This window comes from Klebsiella spallanzanii (assembly GCF_902158555.1).
Lineage (GTDB): Bacteria > Pseudomonadota > Gammaproteobacteria > Enterobacterales > Enterobacteriaceae > Klebsiella > Klebsiella spallanzanii.
In genome coordinates this window covers 56717-80388 of record NZ_CABGGS010000003.1, presented here as the reverse complement: position 1 = coordinate 80388, position 23672 = coordinate 56717, and the positions used below count along the sequence as shown (strand labels likewise).

24 protein-coding genes are annotated in these 23672 nt (G+C 55.7%); 9 read left to right on the top strand and 15 right to left on the bottom strand.

The annotated features are described in order from the left end of the window. Positions 1–46: 46 nt before the first annotated feature. Positions 47–1117, bottom strand: a complete 1071-nt coding sequence (locus tag FN082_RS05445; RefSeq protein WP_142981255.1) for a porin — start codon at positions 1115–1117, stop codon at positions 47–49. A gap of 157 nt (positions 1118–1274) precedes the next feature. Between FN082_RS05445 and FN082_RS05440 the strand changes: the two genes are divergently transcribed. Beyond that, positions 1275–2186, top strand: a complete 912-nt coding sequence (locus FN082_RS05440) for a LysR family transcriptional regulator (protein WP_142981254.1) — start codon at positions 1275–1277, stop codon at positions 2184–2186. 101 nt (positions 2187–2287) lie between these two features. Here FN082_RS05440 and mhpT read toward each other — a convergent pair whose 3' ends face one another. The 7 genes from mhpT to FN082_RS05405 form a co-directional block, all read right to left on the bottom strand. After that, positions 2288–3484 (bottom strand): 3-(3-hydroxy-phenyl)propionate transporter MhpT, encoded by a 1197-nt coding sequence (mhpT, locus tag FN082_RS05435; RefSeq protein WP_112213444.1) that lies wholly within the window; start codon positions 3482–3484, stop codon positions 2288–2290. 74 nt (positions 3485–3558) lie between these two features. Next, positions 3559–4575: a 4-hydroxy-2-oxovalerate aldolase gene (mhpE, locus tag FN082_RS05430; RefSeq protein WP_142981253.1), complete on the bottom strand. Its 1017-nt coding sequence runs from the start codon at positions 4573–4575 to the stop codon at positions 3559–3561. Continuing rightward, positions 4572–5522 carry an acetaldehyde dehydrogenase gene (gene mhpF, locus FN082_RS05425; RefSeq protein ID WP_142981252.1) on the bottom strand — a complete coding sequence of 317 codons (951 nt, stop codon included), beginning with the start codon at positions 5520–5522 and terminating at the stop codon, positions 4572–4574. The genes mhpE and mhpF overlap by 4 nt, the downstream gene beginning before the upstream one ends. Further along, positions 5515–6321: a 2-keto-4-pentenoate hydratase gene (gene mhpD, locus FN082_RS05420; RefSeq protein ID WP_142981251.1), complete on the bottom strand. Its 807-nt coding sequence runs from the start codon at positions 6319–6321 to the stop codon at positions 5515–5517. Before mhpD ends, mhpF begins: the two co-directional genes overlap by 8 nt. A gap of 9 nt (positions 6322–6330) precedes the next feature. Continuing rightward, complete coding sequence (gene mhpC, locus FN082_RS05415) at positions 6331–7197, bottom strand: 2-hydroxy-6-oxonona-2,4-dienedioate hydrolase (RefSeq protein ID WP_142981250.1); 867 nt, start codon at positions 7195–7197, stop codon at positions 6331–6333. A gap of 17 nt (positions 7198–7214) precedes the next feature. Then, positions 7215–8159, bottom strand: a complete 945-nt coding sequence (gene mhpB, locus FN082_RS05410) for a 2,3-dihydroxyphenylpropionate/2,3-dihydroxicinnamic acid 1,2-dioxygenase (protein ID WP_112213439.1) — start codon at positions 8157–8159, stop codon at positions 7215–7217. A 1-nt stretch (position 8160) separates the two neighbouring features. Further along, positions 8161–9825, bottom strand: a complete 1665-nt coding sequence (locus FN082_RS05405; protein ID WP_142981249.1) for a bifunctional 3-(3-hydroxy-phenyl)propionate/3-hydroxycinnamic acid hydroxylase — start codon at positions 9823–9825, stop codon at positions 8161–8163. 189 nt (positions 9826–10014) lie between these two features. Between FN082_RS05405 and FN082_RS05400 the strand changes: the two genes are divergently transcribed. The 4 genes from FN082_RS05400 (at position 10015) to FN082_RS05385 (ending at position 13724) form a co-directional block, all read left to right on the top strand. After that, complete coding sequence (locus tag FN082_RS05400; protein WP_139537506.1) at positions 10015–10821, top strand: DNA-binding transcriptional regulator; 807 nt, start codon at positions 10015–10017, stop codon at positions 10819–10821. 98 nt (positions 10822–10919) lie between these two features. After that, complete coding sequence (locus tag FN082_RS05395; RefSeq protein ID WP_142981248.1) at positions 10920–11981, top strand: ABC transporter substrate-binding protein; 1062 nt, start codon at positions 10920–10922, stop codon at positions 11979–11981. Then, complete coding sequence (locus tag FN082_RS05390) at positions 11971–12975, top strand: FecCD family ABC transporter permease (RefSeq protein ID WP_142981247.1); 1005 nt, start codon at positions 11971–11973, stop codon at positions 12973–12975. The genes FN082_RS05395 and FN082_RS05390 overlap by 11 nt, the downstream gene beginning before the upstream one ends. Further along, positions 12975–13724 (top strand): ABC transporter ATP-binding protein, encoded by a 750-nt coding sequence (locus FN082_RS05385; protein WP_139537509.1) that lies wholly within the window; start codon positions 12975–12977, stop codon positions 13722–13724. The genes FN082_RS05390 and FN082_RS05385 overlap by 1 nt, the downstream gene beginning before the upstream one ends. On the opposite strand, the gene FN082_RS05380 is transcribed toward FN082_RS05385, so the two are convergent. The 4 genes from FN082_RS05380 to FN082_RS05365 form a co-directional block, all read right to left on the bottom strand. After that, the gene (locus tag FN082_RS05380) at positions 13711–14448 is read right to left on the bottom strand and encodes a substrate-binding domain-containing protein (RefSeq protein WP_142981246.1); all 738 of its coding nucleotides are present in this window, start codon (positions 14446–14448) and stop codon (positions 13711–13713) included. The genes FN082_RS05385 and FN082_RS05380 overlap by 14 nt on opposite strands. A gap of 58 nt (positions 14449–14506) precedes the next feature. Beyond that, positions 14507–15343, bottom strand: coding sequence for a shikimate dehydrogenase family protein (locus FN082_RS05375; protein WP_142981245.1), 837 nt, complete (start codon positions 15341–15343; stop codon positions 14507–14509). Positions 15344–15372: 29 nt separating this feature from the next. Beyond that, positions 15373–16692, bottom strand: coding sequence for an MFS transporter (locus FN082_RS05370; protein ID WP_139537512.1), 1320 nt, complete (start codon positions 16690–16692; stop codon positions 15373–15375). Positions 16693–16771: 79 nt separating this feature from the next. Next, positions 16772–18625 (bottom strand): bifunctional sugar phosphate isomerase/epimerase/4-hydroxyphenylpyruvate dioxygenase family protein, encoded by a 1854-nt coding sequence (locus FN082_RS05365; protein ID WP_142981244.1) that lies wholly within the window; start codon positions 18623–18625, stop codon positions 16772–16774. 125 nt (positions 18626–18750) lie between these two features. Here FN082_RS05365 and FN082_RS05360 point away from each other — a divergent pair, with 125 nt between their 5' ends. Continuing rightward, positions 18751–19389, top strand: coding sequence for a TetR/AcrR family transcriptional regulator (locus tag FN082_RS05360; RefSeq protein ID WP_139537514.1), 639 nt, complete (start codon positions 18751–18753; stop codon positions 19387–19389). Positions 19390–19418: 29 nt separating this feature from the next. Here the strand turns inward: FN082_RS05360 and fumD are convergent, their stop codons facing one another. Continuing rightward, complete coding sequence (fumD, locus tag FN082_RS05355; RefSeq protein ID WP_139537515.1) at positions 19419–19631, bottom strand: fumarate hydratase FumD; 213 nt, start codon at positions 19629–19631, stop codon at positions 19419–19421. Between the two features lie 222 nt (positions 19632–19853). Here fumD and ynhH point away from each other — a divergent pair, with 222 nt between their 5' ends. From ynhH to lpp, 3 genes are all read left to right on the top strand, one after another. Further along, positions 19854–20135, top strand: a complete 282-nt coding sequence (gene ynhH, locus FN082_RS30550; protein WP_456237441.1) for a protein YnhH — start codon at positions 19854–19856, stop codon at positions 20133–20135. A 6-nt stretch (positions 20136–20141) separates the two neighbouring features. Continuing rightward, positions 20142–21554: a pyruvate kinase PykF gene (gene pykF, locus FN082_RS05350; RefSeq protein WP_142981243.1), complete on the top strand. Its 1413-nt coding sequence runs from the start codon at positions 20142–20144 to the stop codon at positions 21552–21554. 312 nt (positions 21555–21866) lie between these two features. After that, complete coding sequence (lpp, locus tag FN082_RS05345; RefSeq protein WP_001082307.1) at positions 21867–22103, top strand: murein lipoprotein Lpp; 237 nt, start codon at positions 21867–21869, stop codon at positions 22101–22103. Between the two features lie 66 nt (positions 22104–22169). Here lpp and ldtE read toward each other — a convergent pair whose 3' ends face one another. Then, the gene (gene ldtE / locus FN082_RS05340) at positions 22170–23153 is read right to left on the bottom strand and encodes a L,D-transpeptidase LdtE (RefSeq protein WP_142981242.1); all 984 of its coding nucleotides are present in this window, start codon (positions 23151–23153) and stop codon (positions 22170–22172) included. Positions 23154–23253: 100 nt separating this feature from the next. After that, entirely contained in the window at positions 23254–23670 is a 417-nt protein-coding gene (gene sufE, locus FN082_RS05335) for a cysteine desulfuration protein SufE (RefSeq protein ID WP_142462941.1), read from the bottom strand. Between the last annotated feature and the right edge of the window lie 2 nt (positions 23671–23672).

Sequence of the window (23672 nt, the reverse complement as noted above, 5' to 3'; positions counted from 1 at the left end):
ATTACCTTCAAATATTAGTTAAAAAATCACAGCAACCTACAAGCAACTAGAAAGCGTATGTAAATCCCAAAGCCAAAATATCGGCAGTGTTAACTCCTGTTTTACGCGTAAAATCATTTTCATCAAGCAGGTTGAGCCTGTAATCAACGATGGCAGAAACATTTTTTGTAAAATAATAGAAAGCGCCTAAACTAACGTATTCATTTATATTTTCACTACCGTACCCGCTGATATCATTAGCCTTAGATCTTAAATATGCAATGGAAGGTCTGAATCCATTATCAAACTGATACTGAAGCACAGCTTCCATATTTTGTGTTTCGTTTGAAATATACTTGCCGAAAGTCGTCATATTGTATGTTTGAGAGTAAACCATAGCAGCATAAACATGACCGTTATCATATTTAATCCCAGTTCCCCATGCTTCAGCCCTATCGCCTTTAGCATTAAGCGGTTCGCTGCTCTCTTTTTGCGCCGTCGTCCGCGCGGATGTCGCATAGGTAAAACCGGTAGAAATATCACCATAGCTATAAGTTAGTGCCGCCCCAACACCATCGCCGTTTTGTTTTCTAATTTCATCACGATTGGCTTCATTTTTCCCCTGGTATTGCAGCGTTAGGTTCAGCCCATCGACATAATTAAAGAAATCGGTATTTCGCCATGTTAATAGCCCTGTCGTTCTTTTTGCCATAAATACATCATTCTGAGTCCAGGTATCAGAACCAAACTCAGGTAACATATCGGTCCAGGCGCCAATATCATACAGTACCCCCAGATTTCGCCCATAGTCCAATGAACCAAAACGTTGACTCCTTAATCCGGCAAAAGCATATCGAGTTTTATCGCCTTGATTACTGCCCTCAGGGTTATTACCTTTTAATTCTCGTTCCCACCGCGAATACCCGACAAGTTCATCAGATATCGTGGTTTCGGCTTTTACTCCGATTCGGACATAGGTCTTATCACCATTCTGATCTTCATTATCGCTGGAGTACCAGCGTGGTGATATTTTTCCATAGAGATCCAGTTTATTTCCATCTTTGTTATAAATAACCGCAGCATCTGCGACAGAGAAAACCAAAAGCAGAGGGACAGCAAGATATGATGCTTTATTCATTGAAGCATTCCTTGTTATAAAAAATATTTTCTTTTTATCTACATACTTTTAACTGTAAGTATTAGCCTGCATTTGCATTCTATTTAATCAACAATATTGTATAAAATGATATTTATAGATATAATATATCAAAATTATTGATATTTAAGAATACCAAATGAAACTTGAGCTGGTTGAAACCTTCCTTACGGTGGCAGAATGCCGCAGTATTTCACTCGCCGCGCAGAAGTTGTACCTCGGCCAAAGCACCATCAGTCACCGGCTGCAGCTACTCGAAACGGAGCTCGGGGGGCGTTTATTCCACCGCCAAAGAGGGATAAAAAACCTTTATCTGACCGCCTTTGGCGAATCATTCCTACCCGTTGCTCATCGTTGGCTTTCACTTTGGCGAGACACGCAACTCCTGAAGAGCAGCAGGAGTTACACTGCGCTCACGATCGGCGGGGCTGACATTATTAACAACTACACATTTGTTCCTTTGTACCAACAATATATCGAAAAAAATCCCGATATCCGGTTAGATATCAGAACCCATCACTCCAGTGAGTTGTATAGCTTACTTGAAAGTAGAACCATTGATATCGGCTATGCATTTGGCATCAAACGCTTTCCGGATGTCGTCGCAACGCCCATGTATAGTGAGGAGATGTTTTTACTTTGCCATACAGATAGCAACTATCATGATGAAATGACGGCAGAGGAGCTATCCCCGGCAAAAGAAATATTCATCAGGTGGGGGAGTGATTTTGAAATGTGGCACCATCGGTTTTGGGCCAATCAGAGACCATTGTTGCGAGTTAACACCGGGTCGATGCTTCAGCACTATCTCGATAAGCCCGGGTACTGGAGTATTGTACCAATGAGCTGTATTCGTTTATTGCAGAACAACCAGAACCTTGCCTGGTATTCCCTCAAGAATCCGCCGCCACCGTTTATCTGCTATCAGTTAACGCACCGTTACCCTAAGCCCGACTCGCTGGAAACGATTAACACATTTGCCAACAACGCAATAGCGTTTATTCAGAAGACGTTAATCGACTCTGTTAAACCATTATTTCAGCCCGTTTGATGCCATACTCAATTTCACGGTGTTGGATGTCCTAACACATTAAATGACACCATGAATAAAAAGATCCCAGGTCAGGTATGATTTCCCTCCCTGGGAATTCCTCAGGCCAGCGCCGCGCGTTTTTGTCGGCTCATCAGCCAGAACACCGCCGCACCTGCCAGCAGAATACCGGGAGCCGAAGCCGCCATCACGCCGAGGGTGCCAGTGCCCAGCGCGAGCATTTTTCCCGCCAGCAGCGGGCCGCTCATTGCCCCTAAACGCCCTATCGCCACCGCAGTCCCTACGCCGGTCGCACGGATTTCGGTGCGATAAAACAGCGGCGCCAGGGCATACAGCACGCTCTGCCCGCCGGTAGCGAACAGCCCGGCGACGAATCCTGAAAACAGCATCGCGCCAAGAGACGATGCGGTGCCCAGCGCCAGCAGCGACGCCAGCATGCCGGTGTAGATCAGCAGCGACATCCACAGCGGGCTGAGCTTATCCATCAGCGCCCCCAGCAGCAGCGTGCCGCAGGCAGCACCAAACTGCAGAACAAACATCACGCCCGCCGCCTCGCTGGAGCTAAATCCCTGACCGACTAACAGCATCGGCAGCCAGTTAATCAGCATATACACCACCAGTAGCGTGAAGAAATAACACATCCACAGCAGCAACGTGGCGGTAGCGTTACCCGGCGCGAGCAGCGTGCGCAACGGTGCGCCTTCCACGCTGCGCCGAAAGACCGGCGATTCCGGCAGCCAGCGCATCAGTAATGGCACCAGCAGCAGCGGAACGACACCGCCAACCCAGAATACCGTTTGCCAGGCCGAAGCGAGACCGAAAAAACCCAGCGCCGCCGCCAGCGCAGCGCCAATCGGCACACCGCAATACATCAAGCTCACCGCCCTGCCGCGAAAGCGTGGTCCGGCGGCTTCCGAGGTTAAGGCAATCAGATTGGGTAACGCTGCGCCCAACCCAACGCCGGTCAACAGCCGTGCCAGCAGCAGCGTCGCGAAATCCCACGCCAGCGCGGTAGCGATGGAAAACAGGCCAAAGAGCAGAACCGAGCCCAGCAGAATACGCTTGCGGCCATAACGATCCGCCAGAATGCCGCCCACCAGCGCGCCGGGCAGCAGGCCGAGGATCCCGGCGCTGAAAATCCAGCCCATCTGCATTTTATCCAGCGCGAAGGCCTGCGCCATGCCGACGGCGGCAATGCCCGCCGCCTGCAGATCCAGCCCTTCCATCAGGGCCACCATAAAACAGAGCCCGACGGTTAACATCAGGCGTGAATTGCTTGCAGTCGTGGTTTTGGTCATAGGGTACCTTTGCGATATCCGGATAATCGGAGCAGGTGAATGGCGGCTGATACGTTGCCAGCCGCGCGTTTCTTCTATTTGTTACGATTAAGCAGGTCCAGCGCGACGTCGACGATCATATCTTCCTGACCGCCCACCATCCGCCGCTTGCCGAGTTCGACGAGAATATCCACCGCACTCAGGCCATAGCGCGCCGCCGCCACTTCGCTATGGCGCAGGAAGCTCGAGTACACCCCGGCATAGCCCAGCGCCAGCGTTTCGCGGTCAACGCGCACCGGACGGTCCTGTAGCGGGCGCACCAGCTCATCGGCGGCGTTCATTAAGGCGTAGAGATCGGTACCGTGGTTCCAGCCGAGTTTGTCGGCAGCGGCGATAAAGACCTCCAGCGGCGCGTTGCCTGCTCCGGCCCCCATCCCCGCGAGGCTGGCGTCGATACGGTCGCAACCCTCTTCCACTGCAGCGATGGAGTTGGCAACGCCGAGGCTCAGGTTATGATGCGCGTGCATACCGGTGGTGGTTTCCGGCTTCAGCACCGCCTTCAGGGCGCGGAAACGATCACGAATATCGTTCATATTCATCGCGCCGCCGGAATCGACCACGTAGATACAGGTCGCGCCGTAGGATTCCATTTTCAGCGCCTGCTGCGCCAGCTGTTCCGGGGTGGTCATATGGCTCATCATCAGGAAGCCAACGGTGTCCATCCCCAGCTCGCGGGCGAAGGCGATATGCTGCGCCGAGACGTCCGCTTCGGTACAGTGAGTGGCGACGCGCACCACCCGCGCCCCGGCCTGATAGGCGTTTTTCAGGTCGTGCAGGGTGCCGATACCGGGTAGCAGTAAAGTGGCAATTTTCGCCTGGCTGACCGACTCCGCAGCCGCTTCAATCCACTCCAGGTCGCTGTGCGCGCCAAAGCCGTAGTTAAAGCTGGAACCTTGCAGGCCATCGCCGTGCGCCACTTCAATCGAATCCACCCCTGCACTATCCAGCGCCCGGGCAATCTGGCGCACATTTTCGAGCGAGTATTGATGGCGAATCGCATGCATCCCGTCGCGCAGGGTGACGTCGGATATATAGAGTTTTTTGCCGTTCATGCCGTTTCTCCCGCCGTGTCGTTCATTGCCTGGGCCATTTTCTCCGCCGTTGCCAGCGCCGCCGAGGTCATAATATCGAGGTTACCCGCGTAGGCTGGCAGGTAGTGCGCTGCCCCTTCGACTTCGAGATAAACCGCTGTTTTCAGGCCGGAGAATCGGCCAACGCCCGGCAAGTTCACCGGCTTATCTTCCGGGATCACTTCAAACTGCACCTGCTGTTTCAGGCGGTAACCCGGCACATAGGCCTGCACCGCCGCCGCCATTTTCTCGATTGAGGCGGCAATGTCCTGCTGCGATGCGTCTTCACTTAGCACATAAACGGTGTCGCGCATTATCAGCGGCGGCTCCGCCGGGTTGAGCACAATAATCGCTTTGCCCTTAGCCGCGCCGCCGACTTTTTCAATGGCCTGCGAGGTGGTTTCGGTAAATTCATCAATATTGGCCCGCGTCCCCGGACCGGCGGATTTGCTGGCAATCGAGGCAATGATTTCCGCGTAGTGCACTTTCGCTACCCTTGAAACCGCCGCCACCATCGGGATGGTCGCCTGGCCGCCGCAGGTCACCATATTGACGTTGCCCTGTTGCAGATTGGCATCAAGGTTGACCACCGGTACGCAGTACGGACCGATAGCCGCCGGGGTCAGGTCGATAACGCGAATTCCCGGCTTGGCTTCGCGCAGCGCGGCGTCGTTTTTCACGTGCGCCCCGGCGCTGGTGGCGTCGAAAACAAAATCGATGTCGGCAAATTCCGCCATCTGCATCAGACCGCCGACACCTTCGTGGGTGGTGGCGACGCCCATGCGCCGGGCGCGGGCCAGACCGTCGGATTCCGGGTCGATACCGACCATCACCGCCATCTCCAGATGCTGCCCGTGGCGCAGAATTTTAATCATCAAATCGGTACCGATATTGCCTGAGCCGATAATCGCGACTTTACGTTTACTCATGACGACCTTCCTCTCCGGCGACAAAACTGGCCGCCACTGAACCTAACCCCTCAATATGGGCTTCAAAACGGTCTCCGGCGTTAATCGCCACCATTGGGCCTAACGCCCCCGTCAACACGATATCGCCCGTCCGCAGCGGCTCGCCAAGGCTGGCCATTTTACGCGCCAGCCACACCGCCGCGTTCAGCGGATGGCCCAGGCACTCGCTACCGCGTCCGCTGGAAACTTCCTCCTGATTGCGGGTCATGCGCATGGTGCAGTTTTTCAGATCCAGCCCCTCCGGTCGGCGCGCCGGGCTGCCGACAACGTAGACGCCGCAGGAAGCGTTGTCGGCTACCGTATCGACGAAACCAATCGACCAGTCGCGAATGCGGCTACCGACCACTTCCAGGGCGGGCACCACCCAGTCGATGGCGGCGTACAGCTCATCAAAGGTGGTGTCGGCATGCGGCAGATCGTGTTTAAGTACGAGAGCGATTTCGGCCTCCACTTTCGGCTGCAGGATGCGGGAAAACGGCACATTGGCGTTATCGCCGAAGCACATGTCGGCAAACAGAGTGCCAAAGTCCGGTTGGTCAACGCCCAGCTGCTGCTGCACTTTAGGATGGGTCAGCCCCACCTTACGCCCTACCACCCGGCGACCCATGGCGACGTGGTGCTGGACGTTGATGCGCTGAATGGCGTAGGCGGCTTCGGCGTTGTCGACGCCGAGAATATCGCGCAGCGGTTCAATGGCCTGCCCGTGGGCTTCAGCCTCGCGCAGCCGCTGCGCCAGTTGTTCAAGAGATAACGTGGTCATGATGATTCCTTAGGTCCGCGCCAGAAAATCGAGCACCAGCTGGTTGAAGCTCTCCGCGTGTTCCCACTGTGCCCAGTGGCCGCAGTCGCGATAGATGTGCAGTTCGGAACCGTTAATGCCCGCCAGCAAACGCAGCCCGGCGTCCATCGGCACGAAGCGGTCGTTGCGCCCCCAGACGATCAGAGTTTGGGCGCTAATTTCGCCGAGGCGCGGGCTAAAATCCGGGAACTGCTTCGGATTGGCTTCCAGACTTTTAACGAAATTTTCCAGGTGATCCCGCCGCGACAGCATATTGTTAAGACGCGCTTCAAACAGCGCTTCGGTCAGATCGCGGGTATCAAAGACAAAGATGTTCATCATCTTTTTCAGGTTTTCGATGGTCGGTTCGCGGTACAGGCCGTTAAGTAGCTTGATGCCTTCCGTCGGCATCGGCGTAAACAGGCTCATGCCGCCGGTTCCGCCGCCCATCAGCACCAGTTTGCCAACGCGTTCTGGCCAGCTCAGGGTAAAGGCCACTGCGCTGTGGCCGCCCATGGAGTTGCCCAGCAGATGCACTTTGCTGATATCCAGTTGGTCAATAACGCTTTTCAGCACCAGGGCGTTGAGGTCGGAACGGGAACCACCGTTGATGATAGAGTCGCTTTTTCCCCAGCCGGGGCAGTCCAGCAGAATCACCCGATAGCCCGCCTCGACCAGCGGATCGATATTGCGGCTGAAGTTAGCCCAGCCGGTAGCGCCGGGGCCGGAGCCGTGCAGCAGGACCACGGTTTCATCGCCCTGACCGCAGTCGTTAAAGTGAATGCGTAAGGTTTTTCCGTCCTCTTCAACGTTGAGAAAACGGCTGGTAGCGGCTTCGGTTTGTGGTTGGTAACTCATGATATTCTCCCGTTAATTCAGTTCTGCGTGGAGGCGCTCAGCGAGCCAAATCCAGCAATCCACTCGGGGATTGGCCGGTAGTAGCGGCCTTCGCTGCGCCAGTTGCCAAAGGCGGATAGCGCAGCAAAGGCGGCCACCCAGGTTTTAATCTCGTGCGTCGATTTACCCGCCATCGCCGACAGCTCTTCGTTACTCACGGCGTCCAGCTCAGCCAGTCGTCCCTGCTCCAGCAGGCTCATAAAGCGGTTATCCCAGATGGGGTTGAGCGGATAGAGCGAGTTTTGATCCTTAATAAACTGCTTCGCCGCGCCGATTACCCGTTGCTGACGCAGCTCGCGCTCATCAGGCGGCAGTTGTTTGCCGCTGCCCAGCAGCCGGTCGCGCATATGGGCATCGGCTTTCGCCAGCTCCGGGACCGGCGGCTGGTGCGAAAGCCCGCCGGAGCCGAGGATCAGCACGCGTTTATTGAGGGTGGTAAGAAAGCGGCCGATGGCTTCGCCCAGCATCCGGGTGCGCTGAAACCCCGGCAGCGGCGTCGCCACGCCGTTGATAAACACCGGCAGAACCGGCAGCTTATCCAGCCCACCGAGCAGGAACTCCAGCGGCTGGGCAAAGCCGTGATCCACCTGCATACAGTAAGAAACCGTGAGGTCGATGCCGTCCTTCATCACCGCATGCGCGCAGGCTTCCGCCAGCGCTGTCGGTACCGGCAGTTCGCCGCTGGCGCTGGTGAAATCGCCGATAGAGGTCGCGCCAATGCCTAGACAGAACGGCGGCATGACGTCGTAGAAAAAGCCGTTGTAGTGGTCCGGGGCAAACAGCACCACCAGCTCGGGGTCGAAGGCGGCAATTCGCGCTCGCGCGTCGGCTATCACACCGTTGACCTCGTCCAGTACCGCCTGTTCCGGATCAACGTAGCCCACCAGCGGGGTATGCGAGAGACAATGAAGATAAGCATTCATATCAGGCCACCTTTTCCATCGTTGTTGTGGATGGCGCGGGTGCCAGCTGCATTTTGCTCGCCAGCGCATCAAGCTTATTGCCCAGGGTTTGCGGGATCGCCAGGGTGGCGACGAAGCGGTCCGGACGCACGACGGCGATGGCAGTATCGTGCAACGCAAACCAGCTTTTCAGGCGGTTTTGCGTGTCGCCGAGGCGGATGACGCCGGGCACGTTGTCCTGGTCGCAATGAATCTGTACCTCCGGCACCACCTGGATAAAACGCACCCCGACGGCACGCCAGCGGGAAATCTGCTCTTCATTTAGTCCCCAGAGCGGGTTACAGCCCCAGGCGATAATGGCAAAGTTCGCACCAATCACCTCATCCAGCAGCGTGACCTGCCCCGTTTCCAGCGTGACCTTTGGCTGGATAAACATTTTGCCAACCGGGGAGCTTTTACCTTCATCTTCCGCCAGCAGCGCGCCGTCGCGATACTGCGGCATCGGCTTGAAGCGCATTTCGAGGAAGTAGCGTTTGACCGGCGGCAGATAGTTGAGTAACCACGAGATACCGTCGCGTACCGCGCCGTGCCAGCGTTTCGGCGGCGCCAGGACGTTACCAGCGGTGACCGACAGGTCGATCATCGCTTTCGCGTGGTCCCGGCGCTCCTGCTGGTAGCTATCGAGCAGCGACTCTCCGGCCTGGCCGTTCACCACCAGCGCCAGCTTCCACGCCAGATTGAAGGCATCGCGCATGCCGCTGTTGTAACCCTGCCCCTGCCAGACCGGCATGATGTGCGCGGCGTCGCCCGCCAGCAGTATGCGATCCACGCGAAAGCGTTCGGCGACGCGCGCGTTATGGGTATAGACGCGCTGGCGGATCAGCTCGACGTTATCCGGGTCCGGCAACACCTTGCTCAGCAGCTTGCGCATATTGTCCGGCTCGCTCAACTGGGCCTCGGTTTCACCAGGCATCACCATAAATTCAAAACGGCGTACCCCGTGCGGAAGCGCGGCGGAGACGTACGGGCGCACCGGGTCGCAGCACAGATAGACATGCGGAGTGGCAAGCGGGTCATTGGCGATATCGATAACAATCCACTGATTCGGCGCAGTTTTCCCTTCGAAGGGGATATTCAGCGTGCGGCGAATCAGGCTCGCTCCGCCGTCGCAGGCTACCAGCCAGTCAGCGCGTACGGTTTCGTGTTCGCCGTCGCTGCCTTGCAGGTTTAACGTGACACCGTCACTATCCTGGCTAAAGGCTTCAACTTCACGGGAAAACAGGCAACGGACGTGGGGAAAGCGGCTCAGGCCTTCGTACAGTACTCCGTCAACCTGCGGTTGAATAAAGGCGTTGCGTCGCGACCAGCCAAACTCGTCGGTCATCGGCTGAATATCGGCGAAGCAGCGCCCTTTCGGAGTCAGAAAGCGCATGGCGTGCCACGGCGTGGTGTGTGGCAGCACGTTATCCACCAGTCCCACCGCCTGCATCGCCCGCAGCGCCTCATCGTCGATACCAATGGCGCGGGGGTAATCGATCAGTGAATCCAGCTTCTCAATCAGCAGCACGCTGACGCCCATCTGGCCGAGGTAGTTGGCGATCATCAGACCAACGGGGCCAGCACCGGCAATCGCGACCTGGGCGGTATGCTGTACGGCCGGTTGGATATCAGGATTAGATGTTGTCATTTTCAAAACCTCACGCTACGGACAAATTGCCATCACTCAGAAAACATCAGCACGGCAATCTGTTAAATAAATGTGAATATTTTTTATTGTGAGGCCAGTATAAATGTGGCAATTTGCGCTACAATCAAAACATCACGTAATGTGCACCTGGTGCACATGATTGTTTAAACTGATTTTTATTGAGACAGCATGAACGAAAATTCGCCAGCGGATTACAAGACGGTACGTGGATTAAGCCGCGGATTATTGTTATTAAATTTGTTAAATAAATTCGACGGAGGCGCGACGGTCGGCACCCTGGCCGAGTTTAGCGGCCTGCATCGCACCACCGTCCGGCGGCTGCTGGAAACGCTACAGGATGAGGGATATGTTCGCCGCAGCCGCTCTGATGACAGCTTTCGATTGACGATCAAAGTTCGGCAATTAAGTGAGGGATTTCGTGACGAGCATTGGATTTCTGCCCTCGCCACGCCGCTGCTTGGCGAGCTTTTGCGGGAGGTTTTATGGCCCACCGACATCACAACTCTTGATGTGGATGCCATGGTGGTACGCGAAACCACCCACCGCTTCAGCCGCCTCTCCTTCCACCGTGCGATGGTCGGACGCCGTCTGCCGCTGCTGCTGACGGCGTCCGGGCTGACCTGGCTGGCCTTCGCCCCGGAACATGAACGAAACCCAATCATCGAGATGCTGGCCGCGCGCCCGGAAGCGGAGTACCAGCTAGCACGCGAGCCGGAAAAGCTGGCCGCCATTCTCGAACGCACCCGGCAAAACGGCTACGGTGAAAACTTTCGCGGCTGGCAGCAGGAGGAAAAAATCGCCTCCATTGCCGTCCCTATCCGTAGCCAACAGCGGGTTATCGGCTGCCTGAACCTCGTATATATGGCCAAAGCCATGACCATCGACCAGGCGGCACAGAAGTATCTCGCCTCATTGCAAAAAGTGGCTAGCCAGCTCGAAGAACGCATGGCCGATGAAGAGGTTTTTTACGAATAACCTTGTCCTGAAGGGGTATATAATCCGGTAACAATTGCGCTCGGCGTCGCTATATATTTTAATGCATAGCGATAATCCTTAGATAACCGAGCCATTCCATGTCAAAACAGCCGAGTTTTCTCCTCGCCCTGACGCTTTTCAGCGCCAGCCTGTTCGCCAGCCAGGCTTTTGCCGACCGTACCGTCACCGATCAACTGGGTCGTGAAGTCACTCTCCCCGACCACGTCACCCGCGCCGTGGTGTTTCAGCACCAGACCTTAAACCTGCTGGTGCAGCTTAACGCCGCTGACGATATCGTCGGCGTCATGAGCAGTTGGAAAAAGCAGCTCGGCCCGCAGTTTGCCCGCTTTATGCCGGGCATTGAGAAACTGCCGATGCCGGGCGATCTGACTCAGGTCAATATCGAGAGCCTGCTGGCGCTGCATCCGCAGGTGGTCTTCGTCGCCAACTATGCGCCGCAGGCGATGATCCAGCAGATCCAGAATGCCGGGGTCCCGGTGGTGGCCGTCTCGCTGCGCCAGGATGCCGCAGGCGAGAAAAACAAAATGAACCCGACGATGGCCGATGAAGAGCAGGCCTACAACGAGGGCCTGAAACAGGGCATCCGCCTGATTGGCGAAGTGGTTGATCGTAAAACTCAGGCCGAAGATCTGATTAACTACACCTTTAGCGCCCGTAAGCAGGCCAATGCGCCGGTCGCCGATATCCCGGAAAGCCAGCGGGTGCGCGTATATATGGCCAATCCGGATCTCAACACCTATGGTTCAGGTAAATATACCGGCCTGATGATGACGCACGCCGGGGCGCTAAACGTCGCTGCCGCCAGCGTAAAAGGCGCACGCCAGGTCTCTCTGGAGCAGGTGCTGCAGTGGAACCCGGAGGTGATTTTTGTCCAGGACCGCTATCCGGACGTCGTCAAACAGATCCAGAACGACCCGCAGTGGCAAAGCATTGACGCGGTAAAGAACCACCGCGTGTGGCTGATGCCGGAATACGCCAAGGCGTGGGGCTACCCGATGCCGGAAGCGCTGGCTATTGGCGAACTGTGGATGGCGAAAAAGCTCTACCCGTCCCGCTATAACAACGTCGATGTTGATGCGAAAGCGCAGGATTACTATCAGCGTTTCTATCGCGTGAAGTGGACGCCGGATGCTCAATAATCGCCACCCGGCCCTGCTGCAATGCACCCTCGCGCTGCTCACGTTGCTGATTGCCGTCGCTTCAATCTGTTTTGGTCAATATCCATTAAGCCTGGCGGAAGTTTTCCGCCAGTTGGCGCATCTTTCGCCCATTGACGGCGTGGCCGGACAGGTGGTCTGGTCGGTGAGGCTGCCAAGGATCGTGATGGCGCTGCTGGCCGGCGGCGCGCTGGGGCTGTGCGGAGCCACCTTACAGGGCGTGTTCCAGAACCCGCTGGTGGATCCGCATATCATCGGCGTCACCTCCGGATCCGCTTTCGGCGGTACGCTGGCGATTTTGCTGGGGCTTAATACCGTGCTGATGATGACCTCAACCTTTTTCTTCGGTCTTGCCGCACTGATTCTGGTGTACCTGATTGCCGCGCTTCAGGGGCGGGAAAGCACGCTGGTGCTGATCCTCTCAGGGATTATCCTCAGCGGATTTTTTGCTGCCCTGGTGAGCCTGATGCAGTACCTGGCCGATACTGAAGAAACGCTGCCGAATATTGTTTTCTGGCTGCTGGGTAGCTTCGCCACCGCCAACTGGCACAAAGTGCTGATCATGGCAATTCCAGTAGGCTGCGCGGCGGCGGTGCTCTTTAAGCTGCGCTGGCGGATCAACCTGCTGGCGCTGGAGGACAAAGATGCGCGCGGGCTGGGGGTTTCCGTTACCGCCCTGCGTCGCGGCGTGCTGGTGTGCTGCGCGGTGCTGGTGGCTTCCCAGGTGGCGGTGAGCGGCAGCATTGCGTGGGTCGGACTGGTTATTCCGCACCTGGCGCGGCTGCTGGTGGGAGCCGATCATCGGCGTCTTCTGCCCACCGCCTTCTGGCTTGGCGGCGGTTTTATGATTGTCGTCGATGACCTTGCCCGTACGCTAACCCAGGCTGAGATCCCCATTGGCATTATTACCGCCCTGCTTGGCGCGCCGCTGTTCACTTATCTGCTGGTACATTCGCGGCGCAGAGGGGCATTCTGATGACGCTTTCCTTACGTTTAACCGACCTATTATATGGTCATAGCCAGCCGCTGTTTACGCCACTGAGCCTGCAATGCCGCTCCGGCGATATCTGGGCGGTACTCGGCGCGAACGGGCGCGGCAAAAGCACCCTGCTTGATACGCTGACCGGGGTGCTGACGCCGCTCGGCGGTCAATTTACCTGCGAGGGCGGTATTGCTATTGTGCCGCAATCTTTTCGCCCGGCCTTTAGCTGGCAGGTGCGCGACGTCGTACTGATGGGCCGTGCCCGTCACGTCAATCTGTTCGCTCAGCCGTCAGCGGAAGATGAACGCCAGGTACAGGACGCGCTGGCGCAGCTCGGCATCGCGTCGCTGGCCGGTAAGGTGTTTCGTTCGCTGTCCGGCGGCCAGCAGCAGCTGGTCCTGATCGCCAGGGCGCTGGTGGGAGCCAGCCAGAATATCCTGCTGGATGAACCCTGCTCGGCGCTGGATCTGGCCAACCAGCAGGTGGTGCTACAATTAATCAGCAATCTCGCCCATCGCCAGCGGCGCACGGTGGTGTTTACCACTCACGACCCGACTCACGCCCTGCAGATAGCGAGCCATACGCTGCTCCTGCTGCCTGATGGAGAATGGCTGGCAGGAGAATCCATTGACGTCCTGACGGAAGTCAATCTTCAGCGCGCCTATGGTTTGCCGGTGCGCAAAATCAATCTTCCCGGCTCGGCGGTTCCGCTGCTGGCCCCGCAGTTTACTATTCATCGTTGAGAACCAAAAAACCGGCTTTTTTCAGGAAGCGCTGGCCCTCCGCGCCGAGGATAAAGCGGCACAGCTGCTGCGCCCCGGCGCTCTGTTCAATCTGCGCCAGCTGATAGTCGCAGCGAATATTCCACGACGGCGGTATGGCCAGGGTACGCAGATCATCGCACGCCGCCATCTGCGTAGCGTAATGCGCATAGCCAATAAACAGATCGGTTAAGTTTTCGCGAATCAGCCACGCTCCGGCGGTTTCTCCCGCAGGTACCTGCAAAGAGTCTCGTCCCCCCACCAGCTGCTGCGCGCGAGCCGTAATAGCGACACCCACGCCAGGGCAACGTTGTTCAATCAGGGAAAAAAGCTGCCAGGTATAGTCACCCGACGGGTCGCAGCCCGGAGTGGAGGTTGCCAGGCGCAAGACCGGGTCGCTGAGAAGCGCCAGCCAGTCCCGCTCGTCGCTTTCCGCGCCGCGCCGGGCAGTCAGCATAAGCTGATTACGGGCGAACGAATGGCACTCCCCGGCCAGCCCGGCCTGACGCAGCGCCTGCGGATGCTGAACGTTGGCTGAAGCAAACACCGAACAGGGTTCTCCGGCCTCAATGCGCTCGCGCAGTAGACCAGCCGGACCGAAATGGGCGTTGACCGGGATGCCGGTCTGTTGCTGAAAGCGTGCCAGCAGCGGGATAAAAGCACTTTTCAGGCTTCCCGCCGCCAGCAGCGTTAAAGAGATGGTCATAAGAACAATCGCTATAAAACAAAAAATATAGCGCTATATTAACTGGATCCAGTCCGTTTCAGTAACGAATTTCCGCCAGCTCCCGCAGCTGTTCCGGAGTTGCCACCGGCAGGTTAAAGAAGCGCAAATAGGCCGGGATCATTTCAAACAGCATATCGGTACCGCGCTGAATTGGGCATCCTGCCGCCTGTGCCGCCAGCAATAACGGCGTGAACTCCTGGGCCATGACCACTTCGCCAACAAACGTTCCCGGCGTCAGACGTTGCGGATCCAGCGGCAGCGGATCGCCCTCTTTCATTCCCAGCGGCGTCGCGTTAACCACCAGATCGTGCCCCTGCGGGTCGCGCTGCATCAGGGTAATATCCAGCTGAGGATAGTGAGCAAGCAGACGCTCAGCCAGCGCTTCAGCGGTCTGCGAACGAGCGTCGTACAGCGTCAGCGCGCTAACGCCCGCCGCCGCCAGCGAAGCGGCAATGGCCGAGCCTACGCCGCCGCTACCAACCACCAACGCTCGCGCCCCCTGTGTCACGAAACCTTTACGCTGAATGCCAAGAACAAATCCATCGCCATCAAACATATCGCCGCTCAGGCTGCCGTCAGCTTCAAGGCGAATCGCGTTACAGGCCCCCGCGATTGCCGCCGTCGGGCTAATATGCTGGACCAGCTCGCAGGTGGCGATTTTGTGCGGCATGGTGACCAGCGCGCCGATAATATTGGTCATCTTAAATAGCGTCGGCACAAATGCGGCATAATCCTCTGGCTTCACGCCCATCGGCACCACTTTGGCGTCAACCTGCTGATGGACAAACCACGGGTTATAAATCATCGGCGCTTTAAACTTAGCGGTCGGGTAGCCCAGATGCGCTATCAGCCGCGTATTCCCACTAATCACCATGCCCTGCTCCTTTTGTCACTGCAAAAATGTTACTGCGAAAGTTCAATACGCTTCACGTCGCCCAAAATAAACACATATGCCGCTACGCCAAGCAGCGCAGCGCCGCCGATATAAATCAGCGCGTAGAAGAAATTACCTGAGGCAGCCACAATGAAACCAATCACCAGCGGCGTCAGGATGCCGGCAAGGTTGGCGCAGAAGTTAAACAAGCCGCCGGTCAGGCCGCCGAGACCTTTTGGCGCGATATCAGAAATTAACGTCCAGCCCAGACCGACCATTCCCTGACCAAAGAAGGCAAACGACATCACCAGAATGACCGCCAGATCGCTGGTCAGCCAGTTAGCAGAGATAATAGTACTCGCCATCAGCAGACCGGCAATAATCGGCAGCTTACGCCCAAGGTTTGCCGAGCCGGTGGCTTTCAGCAACTTATCGGAAACCCAACCGCCGAACATCACGCCGCCCGCCGCCGCGAGAAACGGCATAATGGCGAAGAAGCCGACTTTGATCCACGGCATATGGCGTTCGGTGGCCAGATAGGTCGGGAACCAGGTAAGGAAGAAGACCAGTACCGTATTACCGGCAAACTGACCGATGCTGGCGCCGAGAATCTGCCGTTTGGCCAGCAGCTGGCGAATCAACGGCCAGCTAAACGCGGTGTGTTGCTCAGCCCCGGTCGACATCCCGCCGCCGTTAACAATGTGCTCACGCTCAAGCTGATTAAGATGCTTATCCTCATGCGGCTCGCGATAGCAGCGCCACCACACCAACGCAAACATTACGCCGACCGCACCCACGCTGATAAACAGCGCGCGCCAGCCGAAGCTGCCCATGATCCAGAACAGCAGCGGTGAAAAACAGGCCAATCCGAGATATTCGCCGACGGTATACACCGCCGTCGCTTTTGCACGCTCCTGCTGCGGGAACCAGGCGCTCACCACCCGACTGTTCACGGGGAAACAGGGCGCTTCGCTGACGCCGAGGCCAAAGCGGCACAGCAGCAGCGTTTTCAGACCGACCGCCATTCCGTGGAACATAGTAAATAGCGACCACAAGGTCAGCGCCAGAAAATAGGTAACCTTGTTGCCAAAGCGATCGAGAAAGATGCCGCCAGGGATCTGCGCCAGCGCGTAAGTCCAGGCAAAGGCGGAGAAGACAATGCCCATTACCGCGGCATCAATACCCAGTTCAGCAGTCAGTTGTGGTGCGGCAATGCCCAGCACCGTACGGTCGAGGTAGTTAATCATCGTGCCGACGGCCAGCAACGCGAGGATCCCGATACGCCGCCGGGATGGACGCCCCCTGGCCGCAGCACCCGCCGTCGCCTGATTTTGGCTATAAGAGTTCATAGTCGTTTCCTGTCATAGGGTACAGATACGTGTTGTTATTGTGTTGGTGGCGTTCTCAAACGAACCATCTGCTACATTACTAGGTGTACTGCATAGCTGACAAGCGTACAGCTGCATTTACAGCACCATAAAGTGCGTAACCGTTGCGTCGCTCGGTCAATTCAAAGAAAAAGCGCCCCGCAGAGAACGGGCGGGTATAGAGATGCTGGAACTCACCGCCGCTGTTGTCGCGGTCATAGAGAATACGATGATTTTTCAGCTGGTTGACTGAACAGCCGTCGCCAAAACGGGCCAGCAAATCCTCATAGTAGTTCGCCGGGATCGGCAGTGCATTGACCGAGAGCTGCGGCAGGTTTTCCAGCGTCGCGGATAAATCGCGGCAGGCAAAAGCGGCATGCTGTAAACCTGCCCCCTGATAGCAGGCGACGGAGCGGGCAATCTGCGTGGCGCGGCTTTGCGAGATATTTAATGCGAGACGAATATCGCCCTGCGGACTGCGCACCGCCAGGCTGCGCACCAGCCCGTACGGATCCGGTAGCGTCTGCTCATGCTCAAGCGTGAAGCCAAATACGCTACGGAAAAAGATAATCCAGTTATCGCGGCTATCCGCTTCCATTCCAAGAGCAAGATGGTCAATGCCGCAATAATCGTCACGTAGCGTAAGATTCGCGCGCAGATGAAAATCACGGGTGTAGATGTCATCGCCCACTTCAATCAAATAGATAAGGCTACCGTCAGGAGCGCAAATCGCCGGAATCGGGCTTTCGTTTGGCCCGGCATCTCCTTGCCAGGTTGCGTAGCCGTAGGCACGCGCACGTTCCACGATCGGCTCACTCTGGCTAACACGCAGCGCCATAGCGCACAGTGAAACACCGTGACGCTGGTGAAAATGATCGGCCCAGCTGTGCGGCTGGGCATTCACCACCACCCGTGCCCCGCCGTTGCGCCAGAGGGAGACGCGTTTTGAACGATGCGCCCCTTCCTCTACAAAGCCAAGCTGCGACAGCCTTTGTCCAAGCTCGCTAGCTTCAGCCGGACTGGCGGCAAACTCGATAAACTCCAGTCCGGCGTACTCAGGAAGTTCAGGAGGCGCGAACAACGGCGCGCTGCTCTGCGGCAGCCGCTGACGGGTCTGTTCTTCCAGCCACAGCAGAGAACGATAGCCATCTTTCGCCGTCGCGTTGTTGGGCGAGGCGCGGAAGCTATCGTTAAAAATTTCCAGCGACCACGGGCCGCGATAGCCGCAACGGGTCAACTCGCAGGCAAAGTCCACCAGGGGTAGCTGCCCCTGCCCGGGAAAGCAGCGGAAATGCCGACTCCATTCCAGAATATCCATTTTCATCAGCGGCGCGTCGGCCATCTGCACAAAGGTGATTTTCTCCGGCGGCACTTCCGCCAGTCTTTGCAACGTGTCGCCGCGCGCCAGTACGTGGAAGCTGTCGAGCACAATGCCCAGCGCCGGGCTGTCAACGCTTTTGACCCGCTCCCAGGCCTGATGCCAACGGTTGACGTGCGTACCCCAGGCCAGCGCCTCATAGCCAATAGCTATGCCCTCTTGCTCCGCCAGTTCAGCCAGCGCACGCAGGTCCGCGACCTGTAGCTCAACGTCAGCGGAACAGTCCGGCTGGACGTTGCTGCACAGCAACATGGTGTCGCAGCCCAGTTCATGCATTAGCGCGAATTTGCGCTTTGCACGTTCCAGATTCGCTTCGAACTGACTGCGGCTGGCACCTTCAAAATCACGAAAGGGTTGAAAAAGCGTGATTTTTAGCCCTAAATCTGCCGCGAGATGACGGATATCGCTCGGCGAACCCGTATAATAGAGCAGATCGTTTTCGAAGATTTCAACGCCCTGATAACCCGCCGCCGCAATCGCGTGGAGTTTTTCGGGTAAGGTACCGGAGATCGAAACGGTGGCGATGGAGCGCAACATAGTGTCCTCGTGTCATTAACTGACCTAAGACCTGAATATGTATCATTTGGTTCAATTGCGCCATGGTAGGTTGCTAAATTGTGATCAATATGTGTATTTTTTGCATCTCATGAAAAGGAGCCGTTATGTCTGCCGTTGCACAAGATGAAGCGCAATCCCTGAAAGAGCGGATCTTCGCTGCCGCCATTACCGTTTTCGCCGAGCATGGATTGTCGGGCGCGCGGATGGAGCAGATCGCCACCGAAGCGCAGACGACTAAGCGCATGGTGGTCTACTACTTCAAAACCAAAGAACAGCTTTATCAGGCGGTACTACAGCATGTCTACGCGCGGATCCGTGAAACCGAACAGCAGCTTGGGCTGGAAAACGTGCCGCCGGTCGAGGCGCTGGTGCAGTTGGTAAAGTGGAGCGTGCGCTATCACGCTACGCACGCCGACTATATGCGGGTGATCTGTATGGAAAACATGCAGCGCGGAAAATGGTTGAAAAGCTCAGGTCAGTTGAAACCGTTAAACCGCACCGCCCTGTCGATTCTGGAAGATATTCTTCAGCGCGGCCAGCAGCAAGGGGTGTTTCAGGCGGGGCTGGAAGCACGCGATGTGCATCGTTTGATCAGCAGTTTTAGCTTCTATCAGGTATCAAACTTCTACACGTTTAGCAGCCTGTACCTCGACGATCCAATGCCTGAAATTGATGATGAAGCCATGGTTGCGCACCACTGCGATATTGCCGTCAAAGCCGTTCTACGCTTCGTGATTTCCTGACGCGCGCAGGCAACTACGCGCAGCAGCAGTTAACTTCCAGAAAGCGCATGGACAACCCTTGCCATCGCTTCCTGCGTCAACTCTGAGCGCTGGACTTTAGGGTTTGCCAGCGCGGTGCGCACAACGCCCGCAATAACGATATGTTTCGGCTCCTGACCCAAATCGCGCATCTCAAGCACGACTTTGCCAACTACACGGCACATTTCCTGATATAACGCATCGTCTTTGGCTTTATTTCCCATGATATTCAGCTCTCAAATTTTCATTATCAATCAAATCATTATTGATATATTTCTCTGGTAAATCAAACCAGCGTAGCCTTTAGGCGCCAATGACTGATTTTCTCGAGCAAACTTGTGAATAAATCCGCGTTTCCACGCTTTTTAACTTGTCAGTCGGTGAAAAAATGTGTTGCGGATAATCATCGTATTAGTTTGCAATTTGTTAAGTATATAGCTATAGAAATGAAACATGGTTTTCATTTTCTTTTTTGGATTCGGCAACGTATAATGCCCAACAAATTCTTATTGAATGGTTTCAGCGCATTGGATTGCATGACTAAACGCATAACACACTGCCTCTTTTCATGGGCTGAACCGCCAGCACACATTCTTCTGCACGCTCTATTGTTGTCACCTATCCTTAGAGCGTGGCATAGCAACTTTCGTAATACAGGTTTAACTCCGCGGCAGTGCGCCCACGGAGTGAGATTCCCCCATCCTTATCCTTCACAACTTAAAGATTAAACTGTCATGAAAAAGACCACAATTGTTTGCACCATCGGTCCGAAAACCGAATCCGAAGAGATGTTGACCAAAATGCTGGACGCAGGCATGAACGTTATGCGTCTGAACTTCTCTCACGGTGACTATGCGGAACACGGTCAGCGCATTCAGAACCTGCGCAATGTGATGAGTAAAACCGGTAAGAAAGCGGCAATCCTTCTGGATACTAAAGGTCCAGAAATTCGTACTATTAAGCTCGAAGGCGGCAACGACGTCTCTCTGAAAGCGGGCCAGACCTTCACTTTCACCACCGACAAATCCGTGGTGGGTAATAACGAAATCGTTGCGGTGACCTATGAAGGCTTCACCAGCGACCTGAGCGTTGGCAATACCGTACTGGTTGACGATGGTCTGATCGGTATGGAAGTCACCGCTATCGAAGGTAACAAAGTCGTTTGTAAAGTACTGAACAACGGCGACCTCGGCGAAAACAAAGGCGTAAACCTGCCAGGCGTTTCTATCGCTCTGCCGGCGCTGGCTGAAAAAGACAAGCAGGATCTGATCTTCGGTTGCGAACAGGGCGTTGACTTTGTTGCGGCATCCTTTATCCGTAAGCGTTCTGACGTCGTTGAAATCCGTGAGCACCTGAAAGCCCACGGCGGCGAAAAGATCCAGATCATTTCCAAAATCGAAAACCAGGAAGGCCTGAACAACTTCGACGAAATCCTCGAAGCGTCTGACGGCATCATGGTTGCACGTGGCGACCTGGGCGTAGAAATCCCGGTTGAAGAAGTGATCTTCGCGCAGAAGATGATGATCGAAAAATGTATCCGCGCGCGTAAAGTTGTTATCACCGCGACTCAGATGCTGGATTCCATGATCAAAAACCCGCGTCCGACCCGCGCTGAAGCAGGCGACGTCGCTAACGCCATCCTCGACGGTACCGATGCAGTGATGCTGTCCGGCGAGTCCGCAAAAGGTAAATATCCGCTGGAAGCTGTCACCATCATGGCGACCATCTGCGAACGTACCGACCGCGTAATGACCAGCCGTCTGGAGTACAACAACGACAACCGTAAGCTGCGCATCACCGAAGCGGTATGCCGCGGTGCCGTTGAAACGGCAGAAAAACTGGAAGCCCCGCTGATCGTTGTGGCAACCCAGGGCGGTAAGTCTGCACGTGCCGTACGTAAATACTTCCCGGATGCCACCATCCTGGCGCTGACCACCAACGAAACCACCGCGCGTCAGCTGGTGCTGAGCAAAGGCGTTGTGGCGCAGCTGGTAGAAGATATCTCCTCTACCGATGCATTCTACATCCAGGGTAAAGAGCTGGCGCTGCAAAGCGGCCTGGCGCGCAAAGGCGATGTCGTCGTTATGGTATCCGGCGCATTAGTTCCGAGCGGAACCACCAATACTGCTTCCGTACACGTGCTGTAATAATTTACAGGTTAATTAGTATTTCCTTTAAAAGCGCCTCTTCGGGGCGCTTTTTTTTATTCCAGTACTAGCTACTATTAATAAAAATGCAAATCGGAATTTACTATTTAACGCGAGATTATCTAAGATGAATCCGATGGAAGCGTGCTGTTTTCACTCGCCTTTTTAACCTTACGTGACGATTTCGATGCTTCTTTGAGCGAACGATCAAAAATAAGTGCATTCAAGTAAAAAAATATTCTCATCACAAAAAAGTTTGTGTAATACTTGTAACGCTACATGGAGATTAACTCAATCTAGAGGGTATTAATAATGAATCGTACTAAACTGGTACTGGGCGCGGTAATCCTGGGTTCTACTCTGCTGGCTGGTTGCTCCAGCAATGCTAAAATCGATCAGCTGTCTTCTGACGTTCAGACTCTGAACGCTAAAGTTGACCAGCTGAGCAACGACGTGAACGCAATGCGTTCCGACGTTCAGGCTGCTAAAGATGACGCAGCTCGCGCTAACCAGCGTCTGGACAACCAGGCTACTAAATACCGTAAGTAATAGTGCCTGCGTAATAGAAATGGCGCACAGTGTGCGCCATTTTTTTTGCTTTGCTTTTCGCCCCGCCTACTGTGTTCTTTTCGCTTCATCCACCGGCGCATTTTGTACCGACAACGTTGAGGTCGCGTTTCCGCTATCGGATACCGCCACCGGATACCCTGCCCGCCTGCTTAGCGCGCGCTTAAGTTGCGCCTCATCAACCGCTTTATCACCAGCAAACTGATGGAACTCTGCGGGTAACGTATAGGCCATCGTCTGGGTATTGCCGCCCTCATCCGACGTCAGAGGACGATGCACTTCTACATAACGCCTGCCATCCGGCTCTACGGCGAATTTTACCGGCTGGTTGATAATGCGCACCGGCGTACCGCTCTTCACCTGACTGAATAACGCCTGAATATCTGCCGCATTCATACGCATGCAGCCGGAACTGACGCGTAATCCCACGCTGTCCGGCGCATTGGTGCCATGAATGAGATATTCACCGTTGCCGTACGCCAGGCGCAACGCAAAGCGTCCTAACGGGTTATTTGGCCCTGCGGGTACCACAGGCGGCAGAGTGATGCCTTTTTCCAGAGAGCGGGCGCGGATGCCTGCCGTGGGGGTCCAGGTCGGGTTAGGGATTTTCTGCCCAATACGAGTGGTCATTTCTGGCGTTTCCAGCCCCTGTTGACCAATTCCCAGCGGATAAACCTGCACCTGATTCACACCTGGCGGGAAGTAGTAAAGGCGCAGCTCAGCCAGATTGACGACGATCCCCTCACGCGGTACGTCAGGCAGCAGCATTTGCGAGGGAATAAGCACCTGAGTACCCGGTTTAGGCTGCACCGGGGCGATCGTATCGTTCGCTTCGAGGATCAGCATCGCCGCCGTATCAAAACGACGAGCGATTGCCTGTAGGTTGCGGTCCCCCTCCTGTACCGTCCAGGATTGGTTCTCACCAATCAGACGGCTGTTGGCTGGAGGAAGCGGGTAATCAACGGCCCAGGCGGCGTGTGACGCGCTGAGGGCGCTCAGAAGGGCTATGGTGATGAGAGATGCGCGTTTCATACTGAGATTCCTTCTTTCGCTGATAAAACGCCGGCCTGTTATGCACAACGGGAGGCTAGCCTCCCGTTGTGCATAACAGAATGAAATCTACTGTTTTATTCTAGCTAAGATTTGCCGCTTTCGCGCGAATTGCGCGGATCATGGCTTCCAGTCCTTGCGACCGGGATGGGGTAAGGTGCTGCGTCAGGGCCATTTTTTCAAACCACGGACGCACGTCAAAAGCGGTGATATCTTTGGCCGTCATCTGGTCATAAAGAATAAACACCACCGCGATAAGCCCTTTTACGATGGCCGCATCGCTGTCGCCGCGAAGCACGATGGCGCCAGTCTCATCCTGCGTCATCACAATCCACACCTGACTCTGGCAGCCCTGAATGATGTTCTGCGCGATGTGTTCCTCGGCGCTCAACGGTGCCAGACGCTGACCGAGTTCAATAATGTAGAGATATTTCTCTTCCCAGTTCGCGCAACGGCTAAAGTTGCGCAGCAGTTTCTCTTTGTCCGGTAACGCCGCCATGG

Coding starts and splice junctions, on each gene's coding strand:
- FN082_RS05445 (WP_142981255.1), bottom strand. CDS start 1,117: ATGAATAAAGCATCATATCTTGCTGTCCCTCTGCTTTTGGTTTTCTCT.
- FN082_RS05440 (WP_142981254.1), top strand. CDS start 1,275: ATGAAACTTGAGCTGGTTGAAACCTTCCTTACGGTGGCAGAATGCCGC.
- mhpT (WP_112213444.1), bottom strand. CDS start 3,484: ATGACCAAAACCACGACTGCAAGCAATTCACGCCTGATGTTAACCGTC.
- mhpE (WP_142981253.1), bottom strand. CDS start 4,575: ATGAACGGCAAAAAACTCTATATATCCGACGTCACCCTGCGCGACGGG.
- mhpF (WP_142981252.1), bottom strand. CDS start 5,522: ATGAGTAAACGTAAAGTCGCGATTATCGGCTCAGGCAATATCGGTACC.
- mhpD (WP_142981251.1), bottom strand. CDS start 6,321: ATGACCACGTTATCTCTTGAACAACTGGCGCAGCGGCTGCGCGAGGCT.
- mhpC (WP_142981250.1), bottom strand. CDS start 7,197: ATGAGTTACCAACCACAAACCGAAGCCGCTACCAGCCGTTTTCTCAAC.
- mhpB (WP_112213439.1), bottom strand. CDS start 8,159: ATGAATGCTTATCTTCATTGTCTCTCGCATACCCCGCTGGTGGGCTAC.
- FN082_RS05405 (WP_142981249.1), bottom strand. CDS start 9,825: ATGACAACATCTAATCCTGATATCCAACCGGCCGTACAGCATACCGCC.
- FN082_RS05400 (WP_139537506.1), top strand. CDS start 10,015: ATGAACGAAAATTCGCCAGCGGATTACAAGACGGTACGTGGATTAAGC.
- FN082_RS05395 (WP_142981248.1), top strand. CDS start 10,920: ATGTCAAAACAGCCGAGTTTTCTCCTCGCCCTGACGCTTTTCAGCGCC.
- FN082_RS05390 (WP_142981247.1), top strand. CDS start 11,971: ATGCTCAATAATCGCCACCCGGCCCTGCTGCAATGCACCCTCGCGCTG.
- FN082_RS05385 (WP_139537509.1), top strand. CDS start 12,975: ATGACGCTTTCCTTACGTTTAACCGACCTATTATATGGTCATAGCCAG.
- FN082_RS05380 (WP_142981246.1), bottom strand. CDS start 14,448: ATGACCATCTCTTTAACGCTGCTGGCGGCGGGAAGCCTGAAAAGTGCT.
- FN082_RS05375 (WP_142981245.1), bottom strand. CDS start 15,343: ATGGTGATTAGTGGGAATACGCGGCTGATAGCGCATCTGGGCTACCCG.
- FN082_RS05370 (WP_139537512.1), bottom strand. CDS start 16,692: ATGAACTCTTATAGCCAAAATCAGGCGACGGCGGGTGCTGCGGCCAGG.
- FN082_RS05365 (WP_142981244.1), bottom strand. CDS start 18,625: ATGTTGCGCTCCATCGCCACCGTTTCGATCTCCGGTACCTTACCCGAA.
- FN082_RS05360 (WP_139537514.1), top strand. CDS start 18,751: ATGTCTGCCGTTGCACAAGATGAAGCGCAATCCCTGAAAGAGCGGATC.
- fumD (WP_139537515.1), bottom strand. CDS start 19,631: ATGGGAAATAAAGCCAAAGACGATGCGTTATATCAGGAAATGTGCCGT.
- ynhH (WP_456237441.1), top strand. CDS start 19,854: ATGAAACATGGTTTTCATTTTCTTTTTTGGATTCGGCAACGTATAATG.
- pykF (WP_142981243.1), top strand. CDS start 20,142: ATGAAAAAGACCACAATTGTTTGCACCATCGGTCCGAAAACCGAATCC.
- lpp (WP_001082307.1), top strand. CDS start 21,867: ATGAATCGTACTAAACTGGTACTGGGCGCGGTAATCCTGGGTTCTACT.
- ldtE (WP_142981242.1), bottom strand. CDS start 23,153: ATGAAACGCGCATCTCTCATCACCATAGCCCTTCTGAGCGCCCTCAGC.
- sufE (WP_142462941.1), bottom strand. CDS start 23,670: ATGGCGGCGTTACCGGACAAAGAGAAACTGCTGCGCAACTTTAGCCGT.